The following is a 21,063-nucleotide window of genomic DNA, read 5'->3' as shown; positions in this document are numbered from 1 at the left end:
GCGTTAGTGGACCGGGGCGCCAATATCGCCTTTTATCCCGCGCACCTTAAGCAACGCGGGAAGCACGACACTGGCCATAATCTTGTTTGGGGCGGCTGCGCCAGTGTTGTAACGCGATCCGGTGAAAACGGCGATCAGGTCGAGTTCCGGAACTATGTAAATCTTCTGGCCACCATTGCCTTGAGCGGCACTCATATAGACGCGACGCGGACCATCCGGCGTTTCAACGCGTAACCACATCCGCCACCAAAGGTAGCCGTAAGCCGTATTCTCGACGGTGCTGAGAGACGACAACGACTCCTTCACCCACGCGGCGGGCAGGACCTGCGTCTTACCCCAGCGCCCCTCATTCGCATACAGCATACCGAACTTCAACATATCGCGTGGCCGCATGGACATCATGCCAAAGGTTTTATCTGCGTTGGTCAGGTCGTGATTCCAGGTCCAGTCGGTCCGACGGATGCCCAATGGCCCAAACAGATGTTCCTGGGCATAATCAGGCAGGGTGTGACCCGTCGCCTTCTCGACGGCGCGACCAGCGAGGAAGGTCGCACCCGTACAGTAGTGGCCCACCGTACCGGGCGCTTCGACCATTTTCAGGTCAACCATCACACGGGTCCAGTCCGCAGTACCGTAGAGTTTACTCTCGCCCCCCGCAGAACTCGCCGAATAGTCGTTGCAGTCGAGGCCCGATTGTAAGGTGAGCAGGTGGCGCAGGCTGATGACGGACTTACGCGGATCGGGGTTGGCAATGTCCGCGTAGCCGAGCCTCCGCAGAACAGGTTCATCAAGCGTAATTGCACCGTTAGCGACCGCCGCGCCCACAACGGCCCCGACAACCGACTTGGTCGCCGAACGCATCTGGTGCGGCGTATTGCGGTCATAGCCGTAGAAGTACTCCTCCAGCACGAGCTTGCCGCCCTGAAAGATGAGAACTCCGTCAACGTCAGGCCATGTCTTGTCGAGGACGCCGGCTACAATACGATTGGCAGCCTCAGCGCCTAGATCGGATTTGGCGACATCGCCCACGGAGATGCCGTCTCGTAGGTTGCGTGGCACCTTATAGCGGTAGGGTGGCGAACCCGCCGGACGAGGCAGGAAACCGGCTTCAGTCAAGGACGTGATGCGGGCAGACAGACGCGGATACCGGCCAGAATTGTCTTCGACGGAGTTGACCACCCCATCGGGGCCGCGGTGGAAGGTGACATCTGCTCCGCCCCCGTTGATGAAAACATCCGCTGACTTGCGACGCAGGGGATATTTGCCGCCGTCGATCACTGCGTACAATCCGTCGGGAGGCGCAGCGATCTCCATAGTGCCGCCCTGGTAGGTATAGGTCCCAACGAACTCGCTCAGCGGCGGAAGTTCAGAGGCCGAAGATTGTGCGATTACGGTCGTCGGCTCAGTCTGAGCGGCGACGGGCGTGCGACCACACGCCAAAGCAAGGGCGAGGACGATCGCCTTGGCGAATATTGAGTGGCGCATGCGTTCTCTTTCGGCTGGAAAGGCGTCGGCGAACCGTCGTCAGGTTTAAAGGGATTGTCGACAACCACCTCAACCTTACTTATCGATTTGACCAGTACACAACTATCCGGAAAGCTCGCTCAGGGTCAAATTACATGAGTGTAAGTGTCTGCCGAAACTAGATTCTCGACTGATTGGGTGCAATCCGAGGAAATGGCCGGGCCATCCATTGATAAGCGATTTTTTTAAATGCAAGCGATGCCGAGTTCATACTGCCGGATCGCGCCCGAGGCGGAAATAAAACTGATGAGGTGACAGTTCAAAATCACCCCCGAAGTGACCATTTCGGAAGTGAACGGTGGGTGTGTAGTTCCCCGGCGATTCCATAGGAATGCTTTTTGCGATCGTGTCCCGTGACGTGGTGTAACTGAGCGCTAGGCATCAGTGGTTTCCGGACGGGTCCGGATTTTCGTCAGCTTGCCACGGCTGGCATGCTGAGAACGGGATCATCGCTGAGTTGTGCGATGGTTTCAAGGGTGATGTAGCGGCCGCGTTGAACCGTCCACTCGTCGTTCTGCTCCAGCAGGATAGCCCCAACGAGGCGTATAATGGCATCATCGTTCGGGAAGATGCCCACGACATCGCAACGGCGCTTGATTTCGCCATTGAGACGCTCAATCGGGTTTGTGCTGTGAAGCTTGATGCGGTGCTCCTTTGGGAAGGTCATGTAGGCCAGGACGTCATGCTCAGCCTCGTCCATGATCGTTGCCAGCTTTGGCATTTTGGGCCTGAGCTGATCGGCGACGTTTCGCCATTGTGCGCTGGCGGCTTCAGGCGTTTCCTGAGCGAAGGCGGTACCGATGAAGGCCGAGACGACCCGGCGGCCACTCTTGCCTGCATGGGCGCAGACATTGCGCATGAAGTGTACGCTGCACCGCTGCCAGGTGGCGTTCAAAACCTTCGATACCGCGCCTTTGATCCCGATATGTGCATCGGAGACGACCAGCTTGACGCCGCGCAGACCACGACGGGTCAGGTTGCGTAAGAACTCTGCCCAGATCGGTTCAGCTTCTGACGTGCCGACCTCCATGCCAAGAACCTCCCGGCGGCCGTCGGTATTGACGCCCACAGCGATGATGACGGCGACGGAGACAGTCCGGGCCCCACGGCGAACTTTCAGGTAGGTGGCATCGATCCAGATATAAGGCCATTCCCCCTCGATCGGACGATCGAGAAACGCCTTCACGCGCTCATCGATTTCCTCACAAAGGCGGCTGACCTGGCTTTTCGAGATGCCGCTCATGCCCATGGCCTTGACCAGGTCGTCGATAGACCGCGTCGAGATGCCCTGAACGTAAGCTTCCTGGATAACGGCAGTCAGTGCCTTCTCGGCCATGCGCCGTGGCTCCAGAAAGCTCGGGAAATAACTGCCTTTGCGAAGTTTCGGAATACGCAGTTCGACCGTGCCGGCGCGTGTTTCCCAATCCCGATCGCGATAGCCGTTGCGCTGGACCATACGTTCGCCGCTCTTCTCGTGGTAAGCCGCGCCGGTCACAGCGCCGACCTCCATTGCCATCAGGCGCTCGGCGGCAAAACCTATCATCTCACGCAACAAATCGCTGTCGGAGGTCTTTTCAACAAGCCCTTTCAGGGCCATCATCTCTTTGGTCATCGGTGGTTCTTTCGTCTCTGGAATGAGTGTAGGAACCCAAACCATATCCGAAAATCACTGATGGCCAACCCGCGACGCTTCAGGCTCGCCTGGCCCTTGAATGGGGCCGCGAGCCTAGCGCTTCGCTCTTACCCAATTACACCACCCGGTGGGACACGACCCTTTTTGCCTTTACGCTAATCGAGCCCTAATTCTCACGGGAGACCAAATCGTGATATTTAATCAACTCGGGTACGGTGCGAACGCCCATTTTACGCATCAGGCTGGCGCGATGCAATTTTACGGTGATCTCAGCGATAGCCAGTTCCCCGGCAATTTGCTTGTTCAATAACCCTCTGACCACCCCGTCCATGACTTCGCGTTCACGTGGCGTCAGTGTGTCATAAAGGCGCTGAGCGGCACTGCGCTCCTCGGAACTGAACCGCCGTTCCCGCGCCAGTTCCAACGCTGAATTGACAGCCTCCAGAAGGTCCTGATCCCGGAAAGGTTTGGCGAGAAAGTCAACAGCGCCCGCCTTCATGGCATGGACCGTCATCGGGATATCACCGTAGCCAGTAATAAAGATGACGGGCGTAAAATCTCTCCGCTCGGCCAGAAGCTTCTGAAACTCTAGGCCGCCAATTCTCGGCATGCGGACATCGGTGATGATACAGGCCAACTCGTCAGCCAGATCCAGTTCGAGCACGTCCTGCGCGCTTTCGAAACTGCGCGTCCTATAGCCCATCGAACGAAACAGATCATCTATGGCATTACGAACCATAGGATCGTCATCAACGATGATGATCACCGGTGCACCTGAACCCTGCATGTCAGGCTTCCTTCTCACGGCTCTTGATGTTGCCAACATAGTGATACCCCGATTGCCCCTGATAGTCTCCGCGCGTCAATGGCCGTTAGGCCGGTTTGACGCCACGGGAATGGAAAAGCTGAAAGCCGCCCCCGTCTCGCGGCTTTCCACCGAAAGGACGCCCCGATGGGCTTCGATGATGGATTTGCAGATGGCGAGCCCCATGCCCATGCCCGAAACCTTGGTCGTCACCAGCGGATCGAACAAGGCTTCAGACACCGCCGCAGGAATACCCGGTCCGTTATCGCGCACGGCAACCGTCACCTGAGCCTCTTCAACAAAGGATTCGATCTCAAGCTTGCGGCGATTTGCCGGCAATTTGACCATAGCATCCACCGCATTTGTGATCAGGTTCAGCATCACCTGCTCCAGTTGCGTCCGATCGCCCATCACCCGGTATTGCTCGGAACCCAGACGCGTTGTGACGCTGATTTCGGACATCACCGCCTCTGCCTCAGTCAGATGCAGGACGTGCCGGATCATCGGATCCACCGCCATTTCTTCGAACGTCTGCGGTACCTGACGCGCGATGGATCGCAGCGCCTGAATGATCTTGGTGACACGGTCCACACCCGCCCGGATACTTTCAACGCCTTTCAGGGCATTGGGCAGGTCCGGCCTAGGCCGCTCCAGCCAGCGGCGGCTGGCATCGGCGTGGCTGGCTATTGCCGACAAAGGCTGATTGATTTCGTGCGCGATGGAGGCGGCCAGCCCGCCCAGAGTGGTCAGTTGTGAGGTTCGCGCCAGCTCGGCACGCGCCGTTAGCAGAGCGGCCTCACTTCGCGCCCGTCGCTCGTTCTCCTGCACAAGCTCGGAATAAAGCGTTGCGTTTTCGAGGGAAATGGCCGCCTGCGATGCCAGCAATTCGATCATGGAAATCCGCGCCGGGGCAAAAACACCGCCCGCTAGATTGTTTTCGAGATAGACGACGCCGGTCAGATCGCCGCGTCGGACAATGGGCACGCAGAGAATGGAGCGCGCCCCCGTCACGGAGCCATGCAGACCCTGAAAATCGGTGCGCGCATCCGCTAGCAGAAACGCCTTGCGGGTCGCCTTGACGGTATTGAGGATGGTCGCCGGAACGACAGGCGCACTATCGTGCTCCATCTCGCGCTTTACGCTGAGTTTGCCATCCGTAATCGTGCCACTGGCCTCTACGACGGGCATTCCAGCGCGCATCATGATTAATGTGCCAAAATCGGCGCCGGCATGGACGATCATGTCGCGCATTAACGAGCGGACGAGATTATCAAGCAGTATTTCTTCGGAAAGGGCTTGCGATGTGCGTAAGGCCAGCGACATATCAAGATCATCATCCGTCGCTAGTGGGCGGTCTTCCCGGCGCACAGAGGCCCCGAACTCCTGGGCAAGCTGCTCCGTCTTGGCGGCCGCCCCCCACTGGGCATAAAGATCCGCAGCGATATCTGTGTGATGCGCCGCCGTAGATCGAGTGCCCGCCATAAACAGGTGCCGCCCTGCCCGCTCATGAGCCAGCGCCTGCTCGTGAATAAAACCAGCTTTTTCAGCCGCAGAAGCGGCATGCTCATAAAGAGACAGAGCCCGCAGGTCCTGCCCCAAAAGGCGGGCGATTTCTGCGTCGATCAGTAACAGTTTGTTCTCAAAGGTGAGCGGGTTAAGGTTAACCCACTGTGCAAACTTGTCCCTCAGTGGCGCGATCTTTTGCAGCGCCTGCGGACGGCTGATCTCGTCTTCGGCCTGAGCGGCTAGCGCGAGGGCGAGAAAGAAATCGCACCATGCGGTGTCGATATGCGCCAGCAGATAAGAGGTCAGACCCGAAGCCTCTGCCAGCCTGGCCACCGAAGAATCAACCCGGCCCAGCCAGTAGTCCGCAATGCCTAAGTACAGATTGACCCAGAATCGGGTGGTCACGGCGACATCGCCGTGACTGGCCAGATCCGGTGCCACATCATGCCCTGTGGTCATCAGGCTGTGAACCAAATGCTGCTGCCCTTTGAGCAGAAGTTCAATGTCGCGATACCCAAACTTCTGGGTCAGGGCCAGTGAAGGCGTCAGGTCTTCGGCCACGCGCCACAGGGGGACACCCATCACCAGCAGGTCCGAAATCAGATGGTTGCGGGCGTAGCAGATCATGCCGGCGTCGCCCGCCTTATCAGCCGCACTGATCGACTCATAAACCTGAGTCAGAGCGTAAGACATGGGCTGTTTCCACACGCAGATCTGATCCACGGCGGTCAGGGCAGAGGTGCGTTGCGCATCGTAGCCGTGCTTTTCGACCAGTTCGAGCGCGACCTGACTATAGGTGTATCCATCCTCATAGGCGCCGTACATGGCCGCAATCATGGGCCCGTACCAGCCCAGACCATAGGCCGATTCCGGTGTTACCCCATGGCGGATCGACAGTTCGACGATGGTGGCCAGATGCACAAAGCGCAGGCCATCCGTCGTGAAAATGGAGGAAATCAAGGTGGATAACAGTGCCATGGCACTTTGCATCTGCGGGTCTGACATCGGGGTCAGTTCACTTAGAGAAGCCACGGGACGACCACCAAGAGCCTGTTGAACGCGGACATAGGCGCGATCAATTGTCTCGGCCGACGGATAGCGCTCCAGCGAGATGCCCAGCGACTTCAATCCTATGAGGGCAACGTCGATCGCCGCGTCGTAATCGGACTGAAGCGTCAGATAGTGGGCCTGAAAGCGTCGTGCGGCGGCTTCCTCGATCCCGGACTGCGCATGTTGAAGCAACAGCGTGATTACTTCGGCCGCCGCTTGGGTCTGGGCATCGGCCAGCAATATTTCGGCATAGGCGACGTGGATATCAAAGGTCAGTGTGTGTGACGCCCGCCACCATGTTTCAGAGATCAGGCGCATGGCGGCGCTCAGATAGCGTTTTGCCTGCACAATGCCGCCGGACTGGCGTACCGCGGTGGCGGCATCGTGCAGGGCCTGCGCAAAGATCAATTTCTGATCCAGTGAAAGCGCTTCCGGATTGGCGCGCTCAATATGGTTGGCGATGTCAAAAAGCCCATCATCGGTGGGCCTTGTCGGCTGAGCGAGCAAAAGGTCTGCGATACGCGCGTGAACCTCAGATCGCTGAAGGTCGGTGGACAGGCCATAGGCGGCCTCGAACACGCGGTCGTGGACGAAGGCATAGTCCGCCCGCTCTTCCACAAGCAGTCCGCTGTCGATCAGTGGCCTTATCTGCCGCCGCAAGGTCGTGGGCTCTATCGCCATCAGGGCACACAATAGGTCCGTGTTTACCGTGCGCCCAACGCAGGCCATGTGGCGCAGCAGATGCTGGGTCTCCGGCGGCAGGCCGGCCAGCTTTTCCGCCATGAATGACGCCAGATCTCTGGGAGCAGAGGTCCCCTGAGACCCGTCGGGCTGCCACGACCAGCTTTCCGACAAGGGATCGAAGCGAATAGCACCGGTCTCCAGAAGGGTTCGCAAAAACTGGTTGATAAAGAAAGGATTTCCGGAGGTGCGCCGATGGATCATATCGCCGATGGCGTCCATCTGCGGCACGTTGCCAGGCAGTGAGGCATGGAGAGCCCTGCGGGTGTCTTCAAGCGAAAGCGGACTAACCACCAGTTCCGTGAAGGGGCTCTGCCCTGATCTGGCGAGTTCGATCAACCGGGCTAGTTCTGCGGTTATCTCATCACCATCCCGATACGCCCCAATCAGGCACAGATGTTTCGGCGCCCGGCTGATCACTGCGCCGATTGCCCCCAGAGTCAGGTCGTCCGCCCATTGCAAGTCATCGAAAAACAAAACCAGAGGCCGAGCCGAGGCCGCAAAAAACTCCAGGGTCTGACAAATGGCGTTTTGCGTGCGCGACAGGGCCGTCTGCGCGGACACCTCTGCCAGAGGTAGCGTCGGCCCAAGCACAGCTTCGGCTTCCGGGACCAGATCGACAATCGCCCGACCATGCCCCTCAAGCTGTTGCAGCAGATGTGTACGGGCCCCTTCGATCTCATCTTCGCCCGCACTCAGCAAGCGGTTGAACAGGGTACGCAGGACCTGAGCCACCGAATCATAGGGCTTGTCGCGCTGGAGCTTGTCACTTTTACCCGCCGCTGAGGCCGCGCCGGCGGCTTTTATGGTGTAGTGAACCAGTGAGGTTTTTCCGATCCCGCCCGGACCGGAAACAAAAGCCATCGCGTGCTCCCCGTCACGCGAAACGCGACCGATCACGGCGTCGATCTGCCTGACTTGTTCGGAGTGTTCCAGCAGCCCATCCGTGTTGTCGAAGCGAAACGGAGCCTCTGAGGCCCCCGGCTCGAACCACGGCAAGCCGCCCTTGCTGTTCAGAGCGCTGGCGCAGGCCGCCAGATCGACACAGAGGGCCTCGGCGCTGAGGTAGCGGTCAGCGGGATCCTTGTTGAGCAGTCTCAGGACAATCGCATCGATCAGTGGCGGAAGACTGGCAATGAAAGCACTCGGGGGACGCGGCTCGATAGCCAGATGCGCATGTCGCCATTCTGCTCTGCCAACGGCGTCAAAGGGCCGCCGCTCAGTAAGAATCTGATAAAACAACATCCCCAGTGCATAGAGATCACTGGACGGGGTGTCCTGATTGACAGCGGAACCATTCAGGCGTTCGGGCGCCGTGTATACGTAGTCTTCACCCAGAAGCCACTGGGGGTCCAGTCGCCCCGCCGGGATAAGCCCGGCGATGCCTGCCATACCCATAGCCTCACCCTTCAGATGGCTCTGCGTCAGGCTCTGGGTGGCTCCAACAGCGACATCGAGAAAGGCCGCGAGGGACAGGGGCCCAGTACCTGTGGGGCGGACGTGCACTTCAGGTGAATTCCCGATCCCCCTGGTCATGGCTGCTCCTTGCCCTCGTCCAGTGCGGCCAGAACCAGCGCAATCAGTTTGTCACCATCGAGTGGCTTTTCAAGGAGGCCCGCTGTCTCCAGCGGCTCTATTTGCGTGAGAAGGGTCGGCGTAGCGAAAGCGGTAATCAAAATAACGGGCAGGCGATCTCTGGCCTGTCTCAGCACGCGAAGCAGATCAAGGCCGGACATGTCCGGCATCTGTATGTCGGTAATGAGGCAGGCAATATTCTTGCGATTGGCCTCAAGGAACTGACGCGCCGATGCAAAATGAAGTGTGAAAATACCGAAAGAGTTGAGCAGACTTGCTGTAGCCATTCGAACCATTTCGTCGTCATCCACAATGGCTACCAAGCCTTTGGGCATTCACCTACTCCCTACATACAGACGCGTCAGAACACGACGCAGGCCTCACCGCATCATAACCGGGCCTACGGGATAAATCAGGACAAACCTTGGTATAGGTATATCCCATCCCATGTAGGCCCCGCCCCCTATCTAGGTTCAATTTCCCGAATGGCATTTCAGCGGCAAGCTGAAGAGGCTGGCAACCAGAGGCGTGCCGAAGACCTCGGTGAACCCTCTGGCGGCTTGGCGGATCACAACCTGCATCGGAACCCTCTCATGTCAGATCTTTACCAACCCGGCCGGCGACAGGTGATGGGCGGCGCTATGGCGCTCGCCACCACGGCCGCGGTCACACTGGCAGCTCCTGCCCAAGCCGGCACGGGCAAAACCAAAACCGCAAAACCCTCATCCTTACCTTCAGGAGCCCATTCCATGCTCAATGGCAGCTATCTCACCACTCGCGACGGCGTTCAGATCTTCTTCAAGGACTGGGGCCCCAAGACTGCGCAACCCGTCGTCTTCCACCACGGCTGGCCGCTGACGGCCGACGACTGGGATGCCCAGATGCTGTTCTTTCTGGCCAATGGCTACCGCGTGATTGCCCACGATCGCCGCGGGCATGGTCGCTCGACCCAGACCGACAGCGGTAATGAAATGGATACCTATGCCGACGATGTGAACGCGCTGGTGATCGCCCTCGACCTGAAGAACGCCATTCACGTCGGGCACTCGACCGGCGGCGGCGAAGTGGCGCGTTATCTGGGTCGTCACGGGACGAAGCGCGCGGCCAAGGGCGTGCTTCTGGGGGCTGTGCCGCCAATAATGCTTAAGACAGCGGCCTATCCGAATGGCCTACCCATGTCTGTGTTCGACGGCTTCCGCACGGCGGTGGCCAGTAACCGCGCCCAGTTTTTCCGCGACGTGCCGTCTGGCCCCTTCTACGGCTTCAATCGTCCGGGTGCCAAAGTGCAGCAAGGCGTGATCGACAACTGGTGGCGTCAGGGGATGATGGGCGGCACCAAGGCGCATTACGATTGCATCAAGGCCTTCTCGGAAACCGACTTCACCGAGGACCTAAAGAAAATCGACATCCCGGTCCTCGTCATGCATGGCGAAGACGATCAGATCGTGCCCATCGAGAATTCGGCGAAGCTGGCCGTTAAGCTGCTGAAAAAAGGCACACTGAAGACCTATCCGGGGTTCTCGCACGGCATGGCGACGGTCAATGCCGACACCATTAACGCGGACCTGCTCGCTTATTTTAAGAGCTAGCCCTGTTATCCGGGGACCGCCGTCACCACCCGCACGCGCAGTCCCCTCTTCCCATCCTTTCCATTCGTTCGGAGGCGACTATGACCACGCCATTACTGACCACGACGGCCGGTGCGCCGGTGGCGGACAATCAGAACAGCCTGAGCGCGGGGCCGCGCGGGCCGCTACTGATGCAGGACTATCAGCTCATTGAAAAGCTGGCGCATCAAAACCGTGAGCGCATCCCTGAGCGCGTCGTGCACGCCAAGGGCTGGGGCGCGTTCGGGACCTTCACCGTCACGCACGACATCTCAAAATACACACGCGCCCGCGTCTTTGAACTAGGGGCCACCACGCCGTTGCTGGCGCGCTTTTCGACCGTGGCCGGCGAACTGGGCGCCGCAGATGCCGAGCGCGATGTGCGCGGCTTTGCGCTCAAATTCTACACCTCAGAAGGTAACTGGGACCTCGTCGGCAACAATACGCCGGTCTTCTTCATCCGCGACCCGCTCAAATTCCCGGACTTCATCCATACGCAGAAGCGCCACCCGCGCACCAACCTGCGCTCCTCAACCGCCGCCTGGGACTTCTGGTCCCTGTCGCCCGAAGCTCTGCATCAGGTGACCATACTGATGTCCGATCGCGGCATCCCAACCGATCCGATGCATATGGACGGCTTCGGTTCGCACACCTACAGCTTCCTCAATGCCGATAATGAGCGCTTCTGGGTCAAGTTCCACTTCAAGACGCGTCAGGGCCACGCCCACTATACCAATGCCCAGGCTGCCAATGTGATCGGGCAGTCGCGCGAAACCTATCAGGAGGCTTTGTTCGGGGCCATCGAGGCGCATCAGTACCCGAAGTGGGACGTCAAGGTGCAGATCATGCCGGAACTGGAGGCCGACACCACGCCCTACAACCCGTTCGACCTGACCAAGGTGTGGCCGCACAGCGATTATCCGCTGATCGACGTAGGCGTTATCGAGCTGAACCGTAATGCGTCCAACTACTTCGCCGAGATCGAGCAGGCGGCCTTCTCGCCATCCAACATCGTGCCCGGCATCGGTTTCTCGCCCGACAAGGTGTTGCAGGCGCGGCTGTTTGCCTATGCCGACGCCCACCGCTACCGTCTGGGGACGCACTATGAGGCCCTGCCAGTCAATGCGCCGAAATGCCCGGTGAACCATTATCACCGCGACGGCTCCATGCGCTTTTTCGATAACTTCCAGTCGAACCCGAACGCCTATTACGAGCCCAACAGCTTCGACGGCCCCAGGGAAGCCCCGCAATATCGCGAACCGCCGCTGCGGATCACGGGCGACGCCGACCGCTACGACCACCGCAACGGCAATGACGATTACAGCCAGCCGCGCGCCCTCTTCAACTTATTCGATGACGACCAAAAGGCGCGACTGTTTGCGAATATCGCCGCCTCCATGGCCGGGGTGCCCGACGTCATCATCGAACGGGCCCTCACCCACTTCGAACGCATCCACCCGGACTACGCTGAGGGTATCCGCGCGGCGCTGAACATACCTTCCGTTTTAGAGTTGCAAATTTCGCAACCCTAAATGACCCTTTCGGCCTCTACTCGCAACGCCGCGTAGACGGTACATCGGGTTCATCAGTACAGCGTACCACAGTCTGCGTTCGCTTCGCAGCGCTCTCTCACTCTCTCACAGTCACGTTCTGCACCGGCAAGGTGGGCGCCAGAGGACCCAAATCCTCTGAACGGCGAAGCCTTGCCTTCCACAGACGCCCCCACCCAAGAGGATACATCATGACCTTCCGCGCCAAATCCCTGATCAATGCTGACGATACGGCTTTCATCTTCATCGATCACCAGCCGCAAATGTCGTTCGGTGTCACTAATATCGACCGCCAGCTCCTTAAGAACAACACCATCGCGCTGGCTAAGACAGCCAAGCTGTTCGGGGCTCCGGTCATCCTGACATCGGTCGAAACCGAAAGTTTCTCGGGCTATATCTGGCCAGAACTGCTGGATGTCATTCAGCAGGACCCCATTGAACGCTCGTCGATGAATTCGTGGGACTCCGAAGCCCTCGTAGCCGCCGTCAAGGCGACCGGCAAAAAGAAACTGGTCATCGCCGCCCTGTGGACCGAAGCGTGCCTGCTCTTTCCCGTCCTGTCGGCGCTCGAAGACGGCTATGAGGTTTTCATAGTCACTGACGCGTCCGGCGGCACGTCGCAAGAATCGCACGATGCGGCCGTGCGCCGTATGGAACAGGCAGGCGCCCATTCCATGACCGCCGTGACGGTGCTTCTGGAGCTGCAACGCGACTGGGCCAATCGTGGCACTTATAACGGCGTGATGGAGATCGTGCGTGAGCATTTCGGCGCTTACGGCATGGGCGTCGACTACGCCTATACCCACGTCCACAAGGCGCCGCAGCGCGGTGCCTTCCCGCATAAGGTCGTTAAGACCGAAGCCCTTGAGCACGCCTGACGTCTGCCCCGACGTCCGACGGAGTGGTCCTAGCCCGCTGCTCCTGTCCTGTGTGCTCCGGCCGCCTGTCCCCTCCCCGCCCGGACAGGCGGCCCTCCTTCCCCGTCGAGGTCCGCCGATGACGCTTTCCCTGATCAACCGCCGACGCGCTCTGACGGCTTCGGCTGCCCTCCTCGCCACCTCCGCCTTCGCCAAGGACGATCCCATGACCCCCGACCTGATCCTCTACAACGGCAAACTGACGACACTGGATCGCGCCAACCCTAACGCGACCGCTGTGGCCATCACCAACGGCGTCTTCAGTGCGGTGTCTTCCGACAGCGGGATCATGAAGCTGATAGGCCCGAAGACGCAGGTGATCGACCTCAAAGGCAAGCGCGTCCTGCCCGGTCTGAACGACAGCCATACCCACCTGATCCGCGGCGGCCTCAACTACCTGATGGAACTGCGCTGGGACGGCGTAAAGTCGGTGGCCGACGCGCTCGATATGCTGAAGGCCCAGGTCGCCGTGACGCCCGCCCCACAATGGGTGCGTGTGGTCGGCGGCTTCAGCGAATATCAGTTCGCCGAAAAGCGTTTACCGACGCTCGAAGAGATCAACGCCATTGCGCCCAATACCCCCGTCTTCATCCTGCACCTCTATGACCGGGCGCTCCTCAATCAGGCGGCCTTGCGTGCCGTAGGCTACGACAAAAACACCCCCAACCCGCCGGGTGGCGAGATCCAGCGTGATAGCGCCGGCAACCCGACAGGGCTTCTGATCGCGCGGCCCAATGCCCTGATCCTCTATGCAACGCTGGCCAAGGGGCCGAAGCTGTCCCCTGCCGATCAGGTCATATCCACCCGCCACTATATGAAAGAACTGAACCGGTTGGGTATCACATCGGTAATCGACGCGGGCGGTGGCTTTCAGAACTATCCCGAAGACTACGACACCATTGGCACACTGGCCGCCAATGATCAGTTGACGGTGCGGATCGCCTATAACCTGTTCACCCAGAACAAGGGCAAGGAGCTTGAGGACTTCCAGACCTGGACGAAACTGGTGAAGCCCGGTCAGGGCGATGCCATGTATCGCCACAATGGCGCGGGCGAGATGCTGGTCTTTTCCGCCGCCGATTTTGAGGATTTCAAGGAGCCGCGCCCGGAGCTATCGGCGACACTGGAAGACGAGCTTTATGCCGTAACGAAACATCTGGTCGAAAACCGCTGGCCGTTCCGCATCCACGGCACTTACGATGAATCGATCTCCCGTTTCCTAGATGTGTTTGAGCGCGTCAACGCCGAGATACCATTCGGTGACCTGCACTGGATCATCGACCACGCCGAAACGATTTCGCCGCGCAACATCGACCGCATCAAGGCCCTGGGTGGCGGCATTGCGGTCCAGCATCGCATGGCCTATCAGGGCGAAGCCTTCGTCGCCCGCTATGGCGTAAAAGCCGCCGAACAGACGCCGCCGGTCAAGCGTATGATTGACGCTGACCTGCCCGTCGGCATGGGCACGGACGCCACACGCGTGGCGAGCTATAATCCTTGGGTCGGTCTTTACTGGCTGATTTCGGGAAAGACCCTGGGCGGCCTTTCCCTCTATAGCGCGCAGAACCGTCTGGACAGGGAAGAGGCGGTGCGCCTTTACACCGAAGGCTCAGCGTGGTTTTCGACCGAAAACGGCCGTAAGGGCGCACTCAAGGTCGGGCAATATGCCGACCTCATCGTCCTGCCGCAGGATCTGATGTCCATGCCGGAGCACGACATCAAAGACCTCTATTCGAGCCTTACCATCGTGGGCGGCAAGGTCGTCCACGCTCAGGACGAGTTCAAACCGCTGGCCCCGCCCCCCTTGCCGATCAGTCCAGACTGGTCGCCGGTACGCACCTTCGGGGGCTATCAGCACAAGAAGGCCGATGTGACCTCTCTGGATCGCATTTCACGCGTCGCCTGCGCCTGCGGCAGCGACTGCACCGTGCATGGCCATGCCCACGGTCAAGCCTATGCGTCAAACGTCCCGGCCCACAATCTCCGCGACTTCTGGGGCGTGCTTGGCTGCGCCTGCTTTGCCTGAGAGATGAGAAGATGAAAACCCAAACGCTCAAAGTCGCCATCGGTCTGCTGCTCGGCTTCGCCATTGGTTTCGGCTGCAATCTGGCGGGCATCCCCAGCCCCGCCCCGCCGGTGCTCACCGGTGCGCTTCTGGTCCTGTCTATGACCATCGGCTGGATACTGACCGATCGCTGGTTTGCCCAACGCCCGAAAGTCAATGAAGCCAACTGCGCCGGTCCCACCGGCGAACCCAATAAGGATAAGATGTGATGACACAGCTCATACTTGGCATAGCTCTGGGGCTCGGCATCGGCTTTATCTGCCGCTATTTCGATCTGCCCCTACCCGCGCCGCCTCGACTGGTGGGGGCCCTGCTCGTCGTCGCCATGACACTCGGCTTCATCGCCGGCGGATCGTTCTGATGTTTGCCGCCCTTCTCGCCGCCGTGTCGCTGGCCCGGGAAACGACCAGCCCCGTGCCGCCCGTAAAGCTTACGCTCGAAACGAGGTTGAGATATGAAAATCTGTCAGAGGAGACGACTGCAGGGATGTCTCAACCGGCTCAGGACGACTATGTCCTGCGGCGCGCTCTGGTGGGCCTTGACTGGGCTATCGACGGAAACCTTCGCGTTTTGGGCCAGCTTGGATTCCACGACGTTGTGGGCCAGAAAGGCCCCCTGACCGCCACGGAAGAAAGCGGCACGGATATCCAGCAGGCTTTTGTGGAATATCGCCATCATATCTTGGGCCTGCGTGCCGGGCGACAGGAAATGCCGCTTGGTACGCAACGCCTGATCTCTCGGCGTGATGGCCCCAATATCCGTCAAAGCTTCGATGCGCTGCGTGTCAACATCGGCGGTCTGAGTGGCTTTGTCGCTCATCCCGTGCGGATTGGTCAGAAGGCTTTCGATGATGCGACGAACCGGGATCAAACCGTTTACGGTCTGTACGCAGCCTTCAAGGTGCCATCCCCAACAGGAATGCAGGCGGATCTTTACGCGCTGCGGCTGGAACGCAAGGCGGTCCGCTTTGGTGCCGTGACGGCTGATGAAGACCGGACCAGCTTCGGTGCGCGCCTGTCGGGGGCGCGGGCGGCTTTCGATTATGACATGGAGGCAGTCATTCAGGGCGGCACCTTCGGCTCCCAAACGATCCAGGCTCATTATGTCTCGGCATATGTCAGTTACACCCTTATGGGTAAAAGCACCCCCCGGATCGCGCTGAAGTTCGATCACGCCAGTGGAGACGACGGGAAAGCGCATTTAAAAACCTTCAATCCGCTTTTCCCGCGCGGGTCTTACTTCGATGAAGCGGGCCGGATCGGTCCGGCCAATCTGGTACGGCTGGGCAGTACCCTGACCTTGAAGCCGCATCGAAGAGTGACGCTGACGATAGGCGCAGACGGTCTCTGGCGAGACCGGGTATCGGACGCCCTTTACCGCCAGCCCAACCTGCCTATACCCGCGACGGCGGGAAAAGGCGGACGATTGACCGGCGCACAGGCCTTCATCGGGGGGACGTGGCAGGTCACCCCGGAACTCAGCCTGACCACGCATGTGTCGCACCTGAATATCAGTTCGCGTCTGAATGGCATCGGTGTTGCCGATAGCCGTTACATCGGTGTGTGGCTGGGCTGGGCTCCTTAGAGCCGCCATCGATCCTGCATGTCAGAACATAAGGAACCTGAGCTCATGACGTTTGATACCAAGGCGGCCCTCTGTCTGGCGCAAAAGCCGGTCTTGTTGTGGCTGCCCCGCCTGATGCTCGCGGCGATGTTCATCGAGAGCGGAGTCGATAAACTTTGGCACTGGACGACCTATCTCCAGGACGCGGCTGCCCACGGCATTCCGCTAGCTCCCTTGTCGCTTGCGCTGGCAGTCAGTGTGGAAATTCTGGGGAGCGCGGCACTGCTCGCCGGTGTGTGCCTGACCCCGGCCCTTCTCGCCCTTGCCGTTTACACGCTTAGCGTCAACTTTTTCTATTTCGACTTCTGGGCCATGGTGGAACCTGCCTCACTGATGGCGCGTAAAGAATTTCTTAAAAACATCGCCGTCGCCGGAGGCTTGCTGAGCGGGTTCGCTCTAACGCTTCGCACACACAAAAGAGAGGCAAAGGCATGACCCCTTCATCGTCCACAAAGCGTCCGTCCGGGGCCTTTGCACCCTTGGCACAGCCCGTTTTTGCCGTGCTTTGGGCCGCAACGGTACTTGGCAATACCGGCTCCTTTATGCGCGATGTCGCCTCGGCATGGCTAATGACCGATCTTTCGGGGGCGCCCGCCGCCGTCGCCATGGTTCAGGCCGCAGCCACACTGCCCATATTTCTGCTGGCCATCCCTGCAGGCGTGCTGACCGATATTTTGGATCGCCGTAAGCTGCTGATTTTTATTCAACTCCTCCTCGCCAGCGTCAGTCTGACCCTGATGATCCTGACCTCAACCGGGCAGATGTCGGTCATTAAGCTGATTGCCGCCACTTTTGTCGGCGGGATTGGCGCTGCCCTCATGGGACCAACCTGGCAAGCCATTGTGCCGGAGCTGGTGGCCAAGACGGATATAAAAAGCGCCGTAGCGCTCAACTCTCTGGGCATCAATATCTCCCGTGCCATTGGGCCGGCATTGGGCGGGATTTTGCTGGCGGCCTTCGGTGCGGGCCTCACCTACGGTGTGGACGTAGCGACCTATGGCTTTGTCATTGCAGCCTTACTGTGGTGGAAACGTCCGGCGATGAGCCACAGCCATCTGTCTGAGTCGTTCGGCGGGGCGTTCCGCGCCGGCCTGCGCTACGTGAAATCGAGCCGTCCCCTGCACCGGGTTCTCATCCGGTCCTTCATCTTTTACCTGTTCGCCAGTGCGCTTTGGGCGCTCCTGCCTCTGGTCGCCCGGACGCAACTTATGGGTGACGCCGGTTTCTACGGCCTTTTGCTCGGCGCGGTGGGGGTCGGCGCCATCGGTGGGGCTATCGCCCTGCCGCGCCTGCGGCTCCTTCTGAACCCCGATGGTCTGGTGCTGGCCGCCGCGCTGATCTCAGCCGCGGCCATGGCCGTCCTCAGCCTAACTTCCCTCAAGGCGCTGGCGCTGGGGCTTGGACTGCTGACGGGCGGGGCGTGGATCACCGCCCTGACCACGCTCAACAGCGTGGCGCAAGGCGTGCTTCCCAACTGGGTGCGCGGGCGCGCTCTGGCGGTTTATGTGATGGTTTTCAATGGGGCCATGACCCTAGGGAGTCTCAGCTGGGGCGTGTTGGCGACGCATGTCGGCATCGGCTCTGCGCTTCTGGTGGCCGCTACAGGGCTTATCTTGACCGCTTTTGCCTTTCATCACTTCAAACTGCCATCGACTGAGGCTGATCTTACCCCTTCGGTTCATTGGCCCGAACCGGCCGGTCCGGATTATGCTGACACTCACCGTGGCCCCGTAATGATCCTGATAGAGTATCAGATAGCCGAAGCCGACCGGTCATCGTTCCTGGCCGCCATCCGTCGTCTCAGCGACGAACGCCGCCGCGACGGTGCCACAGCCTGGGGCATAACCGAAGACAGCCATTACCCCGAGGCCATAGTAGAGTGGTTCTTGGTAGACTCATGGGCTGAGCATCTGAGACAGCATCAACGGGTCTCGAAAGCCGACGCCGACCTTCAGGCCGAGGTTCACCGCTTTCATCAGGGCACAAAGGCCCCAAAGGTGCGTCACCTGATAAACCTGCCGTAGCGTTCAGATGTGACCGGTAGGCGCCCAAGGCGGTCATTCGATACCAGAAGGAACTCGCTCTGGAAGGACTTTTTTATCTCGCGATTCAGGTTTTGCTTTTCCCCTCAGTTGGCATTCCCCGCGCCATAACTGTTGCCGTCGCGACACGCTTATCTGGGTTAATTGTCGCCCCACTTGCATATCGTTACGATTTTTACTAAAGCCCCAGTGCTGCAAAATGCGCTGTAAATTGCGCTGCAAATTGGAGAAATGAATTGTTGGGATCGAAGAATAGCCAAGGCCAAAAGCCTGCCGCGATCCTGCCTTTCGTCTGACGCTCTTTCGGCGTTACGGCGGGGCAGGACAGCCCGGGCCGACGCCTGTTTCCTGAAAACTGACCAGAAACATTGCGAAATGTGCGTGTAACTGCGCGCGTTTGCCGAAAGACAAACCCATGAACGAGCACACAATTACCCGGAGCCTGTTGCTCCGGAGCCTACCCGTTATTGCGCCAGATTCGGCTACGGCGGCGTCTTTACGCGCCTGGATCGGTGCCAACAGCGGCTGGCTCCTTGGCAAGGCCTGGAAACACGAAAAAGATGACAAGAATTGGGGGCCTTTGCTTGAGGCGCTCGAAAACGCGACCGCGCAGGAGGAGCCGCGTCCTTATGTCCTGGACCTTAGCGATGAACTCGGACGGTTGCTGAACTTTAAGCCGTTCGACGCGCGGTTGCTAACGTTGATGATCGCCTTTGCACGCCTGACGCGCCTGAGCAACGTCCTCAATCTTCTTGCAGAAACCATTCGGGATTTACCGGCGATCTTAGGTGAATTGGCCGGAGCCGAGGCTGCGGACGCGGGCAGCGAGGTTCGAAACAGCGAGGTTATGACGCTGGGTCTGGTCGGCTTTGGTATCCGCTCACGCCATGATGATGCGATTGAGGTTCACTGGCCGCTGAGCCGACTTCTCGACCGCGAACCCAGCTTTGCCCGCCTATCTGAAGCCCTGACGGGAAAGCGTCAACCGGCCTGTCTCGACCTAACGGATTTCGCCCATGTCGCCGATGCTGATTTTCTGGTCCGCCTGTTGGCCGGTGCGACCAAGGCGCGCGCGCACGGGGTTAATATTCTGATACATGGGCCACCTGGTACGGGGAAGACCGAGCTCGCGCGGACATTGTCGGCGGCAGCGGGTTGTGCGCTTCACGCGGTTGCTGAAGTGGATGACGACACCGCCGAACCGTCACGTGACGACCGTGTCAACGCGCTTGTGCTGGCGCAGCGGGTACTGGGCGATCATAGTGGAGCGGTTCTTCTGTTCGATGAAATGGAAGACCTTATCGGAAATGCGCACCGTTCGCGAGGTGACTGGTTCGCGCAGCGGGAGGGCAGCAAAGTCTTTGTCAACCGCATGCTGGAAACGAACGCCGCACCGGTTATCTGGGTTACGAATGCGGTCGGCAATATCGACGATGCCATCTTGCGACGCATGAGCTTTGTTCTCAAGCTCGACCTGCCTCCGCGCAGGGCAGCGCGTCGCATTCTTGATCGCATAGTTCGCGATGAAGGCGCCACACCTGGTGAGGCCATCGAAAAGCTAATCGAGCGCGTGCCGGAGGTCACCAGCGTGTTGCGCGTCGCCATACGTGCGGCAAGACTGGCAGAGGAGCCGGACTGCGGCGCGCGGGCGGCAACTTCTCTGGTGCGAGCGTTACGCGGCAATGACCTTCCAGATGAAACGTTTGGTGACCTGGACCTCGATCTCTACGAGACCGACCGTTCACTGAATACACTGTTCAATCGCATAGAAGAACTGGGCACACTCGATGTCTCGCTTCTGCTGACGGGCCCTCCCGGTACGGGCAAGACGGCACTGGCGCATCACCTGGCGTGGCGTCTCGACCGGCCGCTTCTCGTGCACCGCGCGTCAGATCTGTTGTCTAAATGGGTCGGTGAAACGGAGCAAAACATTGCGGGGGCCTTCGCGGAGGCGCGGCACAAGGAGGGCGTATTGCTGTTCGACGAAGCCGATTCTTTGCTATTCGACCGGACGCGGGCGCGCAGTTCGTGGGAAGTCGGCCAGGTCAACGAAATGCTTACCTGGCTCGACCGCCACCCGCTGCCGGTGCTCGCCGCGACCAACCACCCGGAGTCACTGGATCCCGCGACACTCAGGCGTTTCGTCTTCAAACTCGACCTGCGCCCCTTGAGCGCGGAACGCGCCAAACGTGCCTTTGAGCGCTTCTTTGGTATCGCCGCCCCGGAAGGGTTGGCGTCCTTGCAAAATCTGACGCCTGGCGATTTCGCGGTAGTCAAGCGTCAGTTGCGTCATGCGCCAGCGGCGAACCCCCAGGCGATATTGGCGAGGCTCAGGAATGAGAGCGAAGTCAAACCCGAAACGGGGGTAAAGATTGGGTTCTAATTCTCACCCCCGTTGTCTCCGTGGCACCCAGAGCGGTCTGTC

Annotated in this window: 15 protein-coding genes; 10 read left to right on the top strand and 5 right to left on the bottom strand. The window is 59.5% G+C overall.

The genetic code is table 11. The features are described from left to right. Window positions 1-3: 3 nt before the first annotated feature. From ASTEX_RS19175 to ASTEX_RS02750, 5 genes are all read right to left on the bottom strand, one after another. Window positions 4-1,485 (bottom strand): serine hydrolase, encoded by a 1,482-nt coding sequence (locus ASTEX_RS19175; RefSeq protein ID WP_013478082.1) that lies wholly within the window; start codon window positions 1,483-1,485, stop codon window positions 4-6. A 451-nt stretch (window positions 1,486-1,936) separates the two neighbouring features. Further along, entirely contained in the window at window positions 1,937-3,136 is a 1,200-nt protein-coding gene (locus ASTEX_RS02765; RefSeq protein ID WP_013478081.1) for an IS256 family transposase, read from the bottom strand. A 187-nt stretch (window positions 3,137-3,323) separates the two neighbouring features. Beyond that, window positions 3,324-3,944, bottom strand: coding sequence for a response regulator transcription factor (locus ASTEX_RS02760; RefSeq protein ID WP_013478080.1), 621 nt, complete (start codon window positions 3,942-3,944; stop codon window positions 3,324-3,326). Between the two features lie 75 nt (window positions 3,945-4,019). Continuing rightward, window positions 4,020-8,795 (bottom strand): trifunctional serine/threonine-protein kinase/ATP-binding protein/sensor histidine kinase, encoded by a 4,776-nt coding sequence (locus ASTEX_RS02755; protein ID WP_013478079.1) that lies wholly within the window; start codon window positions 8,793-8,795, stop codon window positions 4,020-4,022. Beyond that, a complete protein-coding gene (locus tag ASTEX_RS02750) occupies window positions 8,792-9,169 on the bottom strand; it encodes a response regulator transcription factor (protein WP_013478078.1) in 378 nt (125 codons plus the stop codon). Before ASTEX_RS02750 ends, ASTEX_RS02755 begins: the two co-directional genes overlap by 4 nt. A gap of 414 nt (window positions 9,170-9,583) precedes the next feature. Here ASTEX_RS02750 and ASTEX_RS02745 point away from each other — a divergent pair, with 414 nt between their 5' ends. The 10 genes from ASTEX_RS02745 to ASTEX_RS20945 all read left to right on the top strand — a co-directional run bounded on the left by ASTEX_RS02745 (window position 9,584) and on the right by ASTEX_RS20945 (window position 21,021). Then, a complete protein-coding gene (locus tag ASTEX_RS02745) occupies window positions 9,584-10,423 on the top strand; it encodes an alpha/beta fold hydrolase (protein ID WP_013478077.1) in 840 nt (279 codons plus the stop codon). A gap of 80 nt (window positions 10,424-10,503) precedes the next feature. Beyond that, window positions 10,504-11,973 (top strand): catalase, encoded by a 1,470-nt coding sequence (locus ASTEX_RS02740; protein ID WP_013478076.1) that lies wholly within the window; start codon window positions 10,504-10,506, stop codon window positions 11,971-11,973. Window positions 11,974-12,182: 209 nt separating this feature from the next. Beyond that, complete coding sequence (locus ASTEX_RS02735) at window positions 12,183-12,869, top strand: hydrolase (protein ID WP_013478075.1); 687 nt, start codon at window positions 12,183-12,185, stop codon at window positions 12,867-12,869. Window positions 12,870-12,987: 118 nt separating this feature from the next. After that, on the top strand, window positions 12,988-14,934 hold the full coding sequence (locus ASTEX_RS02730; protein WP_013478074.1) for an amidohydrolase: 1,947 nt from the start codon (window positions 12,988-12,990) through the stop codon (window positions 14,932-14,934). Window positions 14,935-14,945: 11 nt separating this feature from the next. Next, window positions 14,946-15,182, top strand: a complete 237-nt coding sequence (locus ASTEX_RS02725; RefSeq protein WP_013478073.1) for a DUF1427 family protein — start codon at window positions 14,946-14,948, stop codon at window positions 15,180-15,182. Next, a complete protein-coding gene (locus tag ASTEX_RS02720) occupies window positions 15,182-15,334 on the top strand; it encodes a DUF1427 family protein (protein ID WP_013478072.1) in 153 nt (50 codons plus the stop codon). Before ASTEX_RS02725 ends, ASTEX_RS02720 begins: the two co-directional genes overlap by 1 nt. After that, the gene (locus ASTEX_RS02715; protein WP_013478071.1) at window positions 15,334-16,557 is read left to right on the top strand and encodes an alginate export family protein; all 1,224 of its coding nucleotides are present in this window, start codon (window positions 15,334-15,336) and stop codon (window positions 16,555-16,557) included. The genes ASTEX_RS02720 and ASTEX_RS02715 overlap by 1 nt, the downstream gene beginning before the upstream one ends. Before the next feature lie 45 nt (window positions 16,558-16,602). After that, window positions 16,603-17,031, top strand: a complete 429-nt coding sequence (locus tag ASTEX_RS02710; protein WP_013478070.1) for a DoxX family protein — start codon at window positions 16,603-16,605, stop codon at window positions 17,029-17,031. Further along, window positions 17,028-18,620: an MFS transporter gene (locus ASTEX_RS02705; protein ID WP_013478069.1), complete on the top strand. Its 1,593-nt coding sequence runs from the start codon at window positions 17,028-17,030 to the stop codon at window positions 18,618-18,620. The genes ASTEX_RS02710 and ASTEX_RS02705 overlap by 4 nt, the downstream gene beginning before the upstream one ends. 433 nt (window positions 18,621-19,053) lie before the next feature. Continuing rightward, window positions 19,054-21,021, top strand: coding sequence for an AAA family ATPase (locus ASTEX_RS20945; protein WP_013478068.1), 1,968 nt, complete (start codon window positions 19,054-19,056; stop codon window positions 21,019-21,021). Window positions 21,022-21,063 lie beyond the last annotated feature (42 nt).

Origin of the sequence: Asticcacaulis excentricus CB 48 (genome assembly GCF_000175215.2) — a bacterium.
GTDB lineage: Bacteria > Pseudomonadota > Alphaproteobacteria > Caulobacterales > Caulobacteraceae > Asticcacaulis > Asticcacaulis excentricus.
This window is presented reverse-complemented; position numbering and strand designations above follow the sequence as displayed.

Coding starts and splice junctions, on each gene's coding strand:
- ASTEX_RS19175 (WP_013478082.1), bottom strand. CDS start 1,485: ATGCGCCACTCAATATTCGCCAAGGCGATCGTCCTCGCCCTTGCTTTG.
- ASTEX_RS02765 (WP_013478081.1), bottom strand. CDS start 3,136: ATGACCAAAGAGATGATGGCCCTGAAAGGGCTTGTTGAAAAGACCTCC.
- ASTEX_RS02760 (WP_013478080.1), bottom strand. CDS start 3,944: ATGCAGGGTTCAGGTGCACCGGTGATCATCATCGTTGATGACGATCCT.
- ASTEX_RS02755 (WP_013478079.1), bottom strand. CDS start 8,795: ATGACCAGGGGGATCGGGAATTCACCTGAAGTGCACGTCCGCCCCACA.
- ASTEX_RS02750 (WP_013478078.1), bottom strand. CDS start 9,169: ATGCCCAAAGGCTTGGTAGCCATTGTGGATGACGACGAAATGGTTCGA.
- ASTEX_RS02745 (WP_013478077.1), top strand. CDS start 9,584: ATGCTCAATGGCAGCTATCTCACCACTCGCGACGGCGTTCAGATCTTC.
- ASTEX_RS02740 (WP_013478076.1), top strand. CDS start 10,504: ATGACCACGCCATTACTGACCACGACGGCCGGTGCGCCGGTGGCGGAC.
- ASTEX_RS02735 (WP_013478075.1), top strand. CDS start 12,183: ATGACCTTCCGCGCCAAATCCCTGATCAATGCTGACGATACGGCTTTC.
- ASTEX_RS02730 (WP_013478074.1), top strand. CDS start 12,988: ATGACGCTTTCCCTGATCAACCGCCGACGCGCTCTGACGGCTTCGGCT.
- ASTEX_RS02725 (WP_013478073.1), top strand. CDS start 14,946: ATGAAAACCCAAACGCTCAAAGTCGCCATCGGTCTGCTGCTCGGCTTC.
- ASTEX_RS02720 (WP_013478072.1), top strand. CDS start 15,182: ATGACACAGCTCATACTTGGCATAGCTCTGGGGCTCGGCATCGGCTTT.
- ASTEX_RS02715 (WP_013478071.1), top strand. CDS start 15,334: ATGTTTGCCGCCCTTCTCGCCGCCGTGTCGCTGGCCCGGGAAACGACC.
- ASTEX_RS02710 (WP_013478070.1), top strand. CDS start 16,603: ATGACGTTTGATACCAAGGCGGCCCTCTGTCTGGCGCAAAAGCCGGTC.
- ASTEX_RS02705 (WP_013478069.1), top strand. CDS start 17,028: ATGACCCCTTCATCGTCCACAAAGCGTCCGTCCGGGGCCTTTGCACCC.
- ASTEX_RS20945 (WP_013478068.1), top strand. CDS start 19,054: ATGAACGAGCACACAATTACCCGGAGCCTGTTGCTCCGGAGCCTACCC.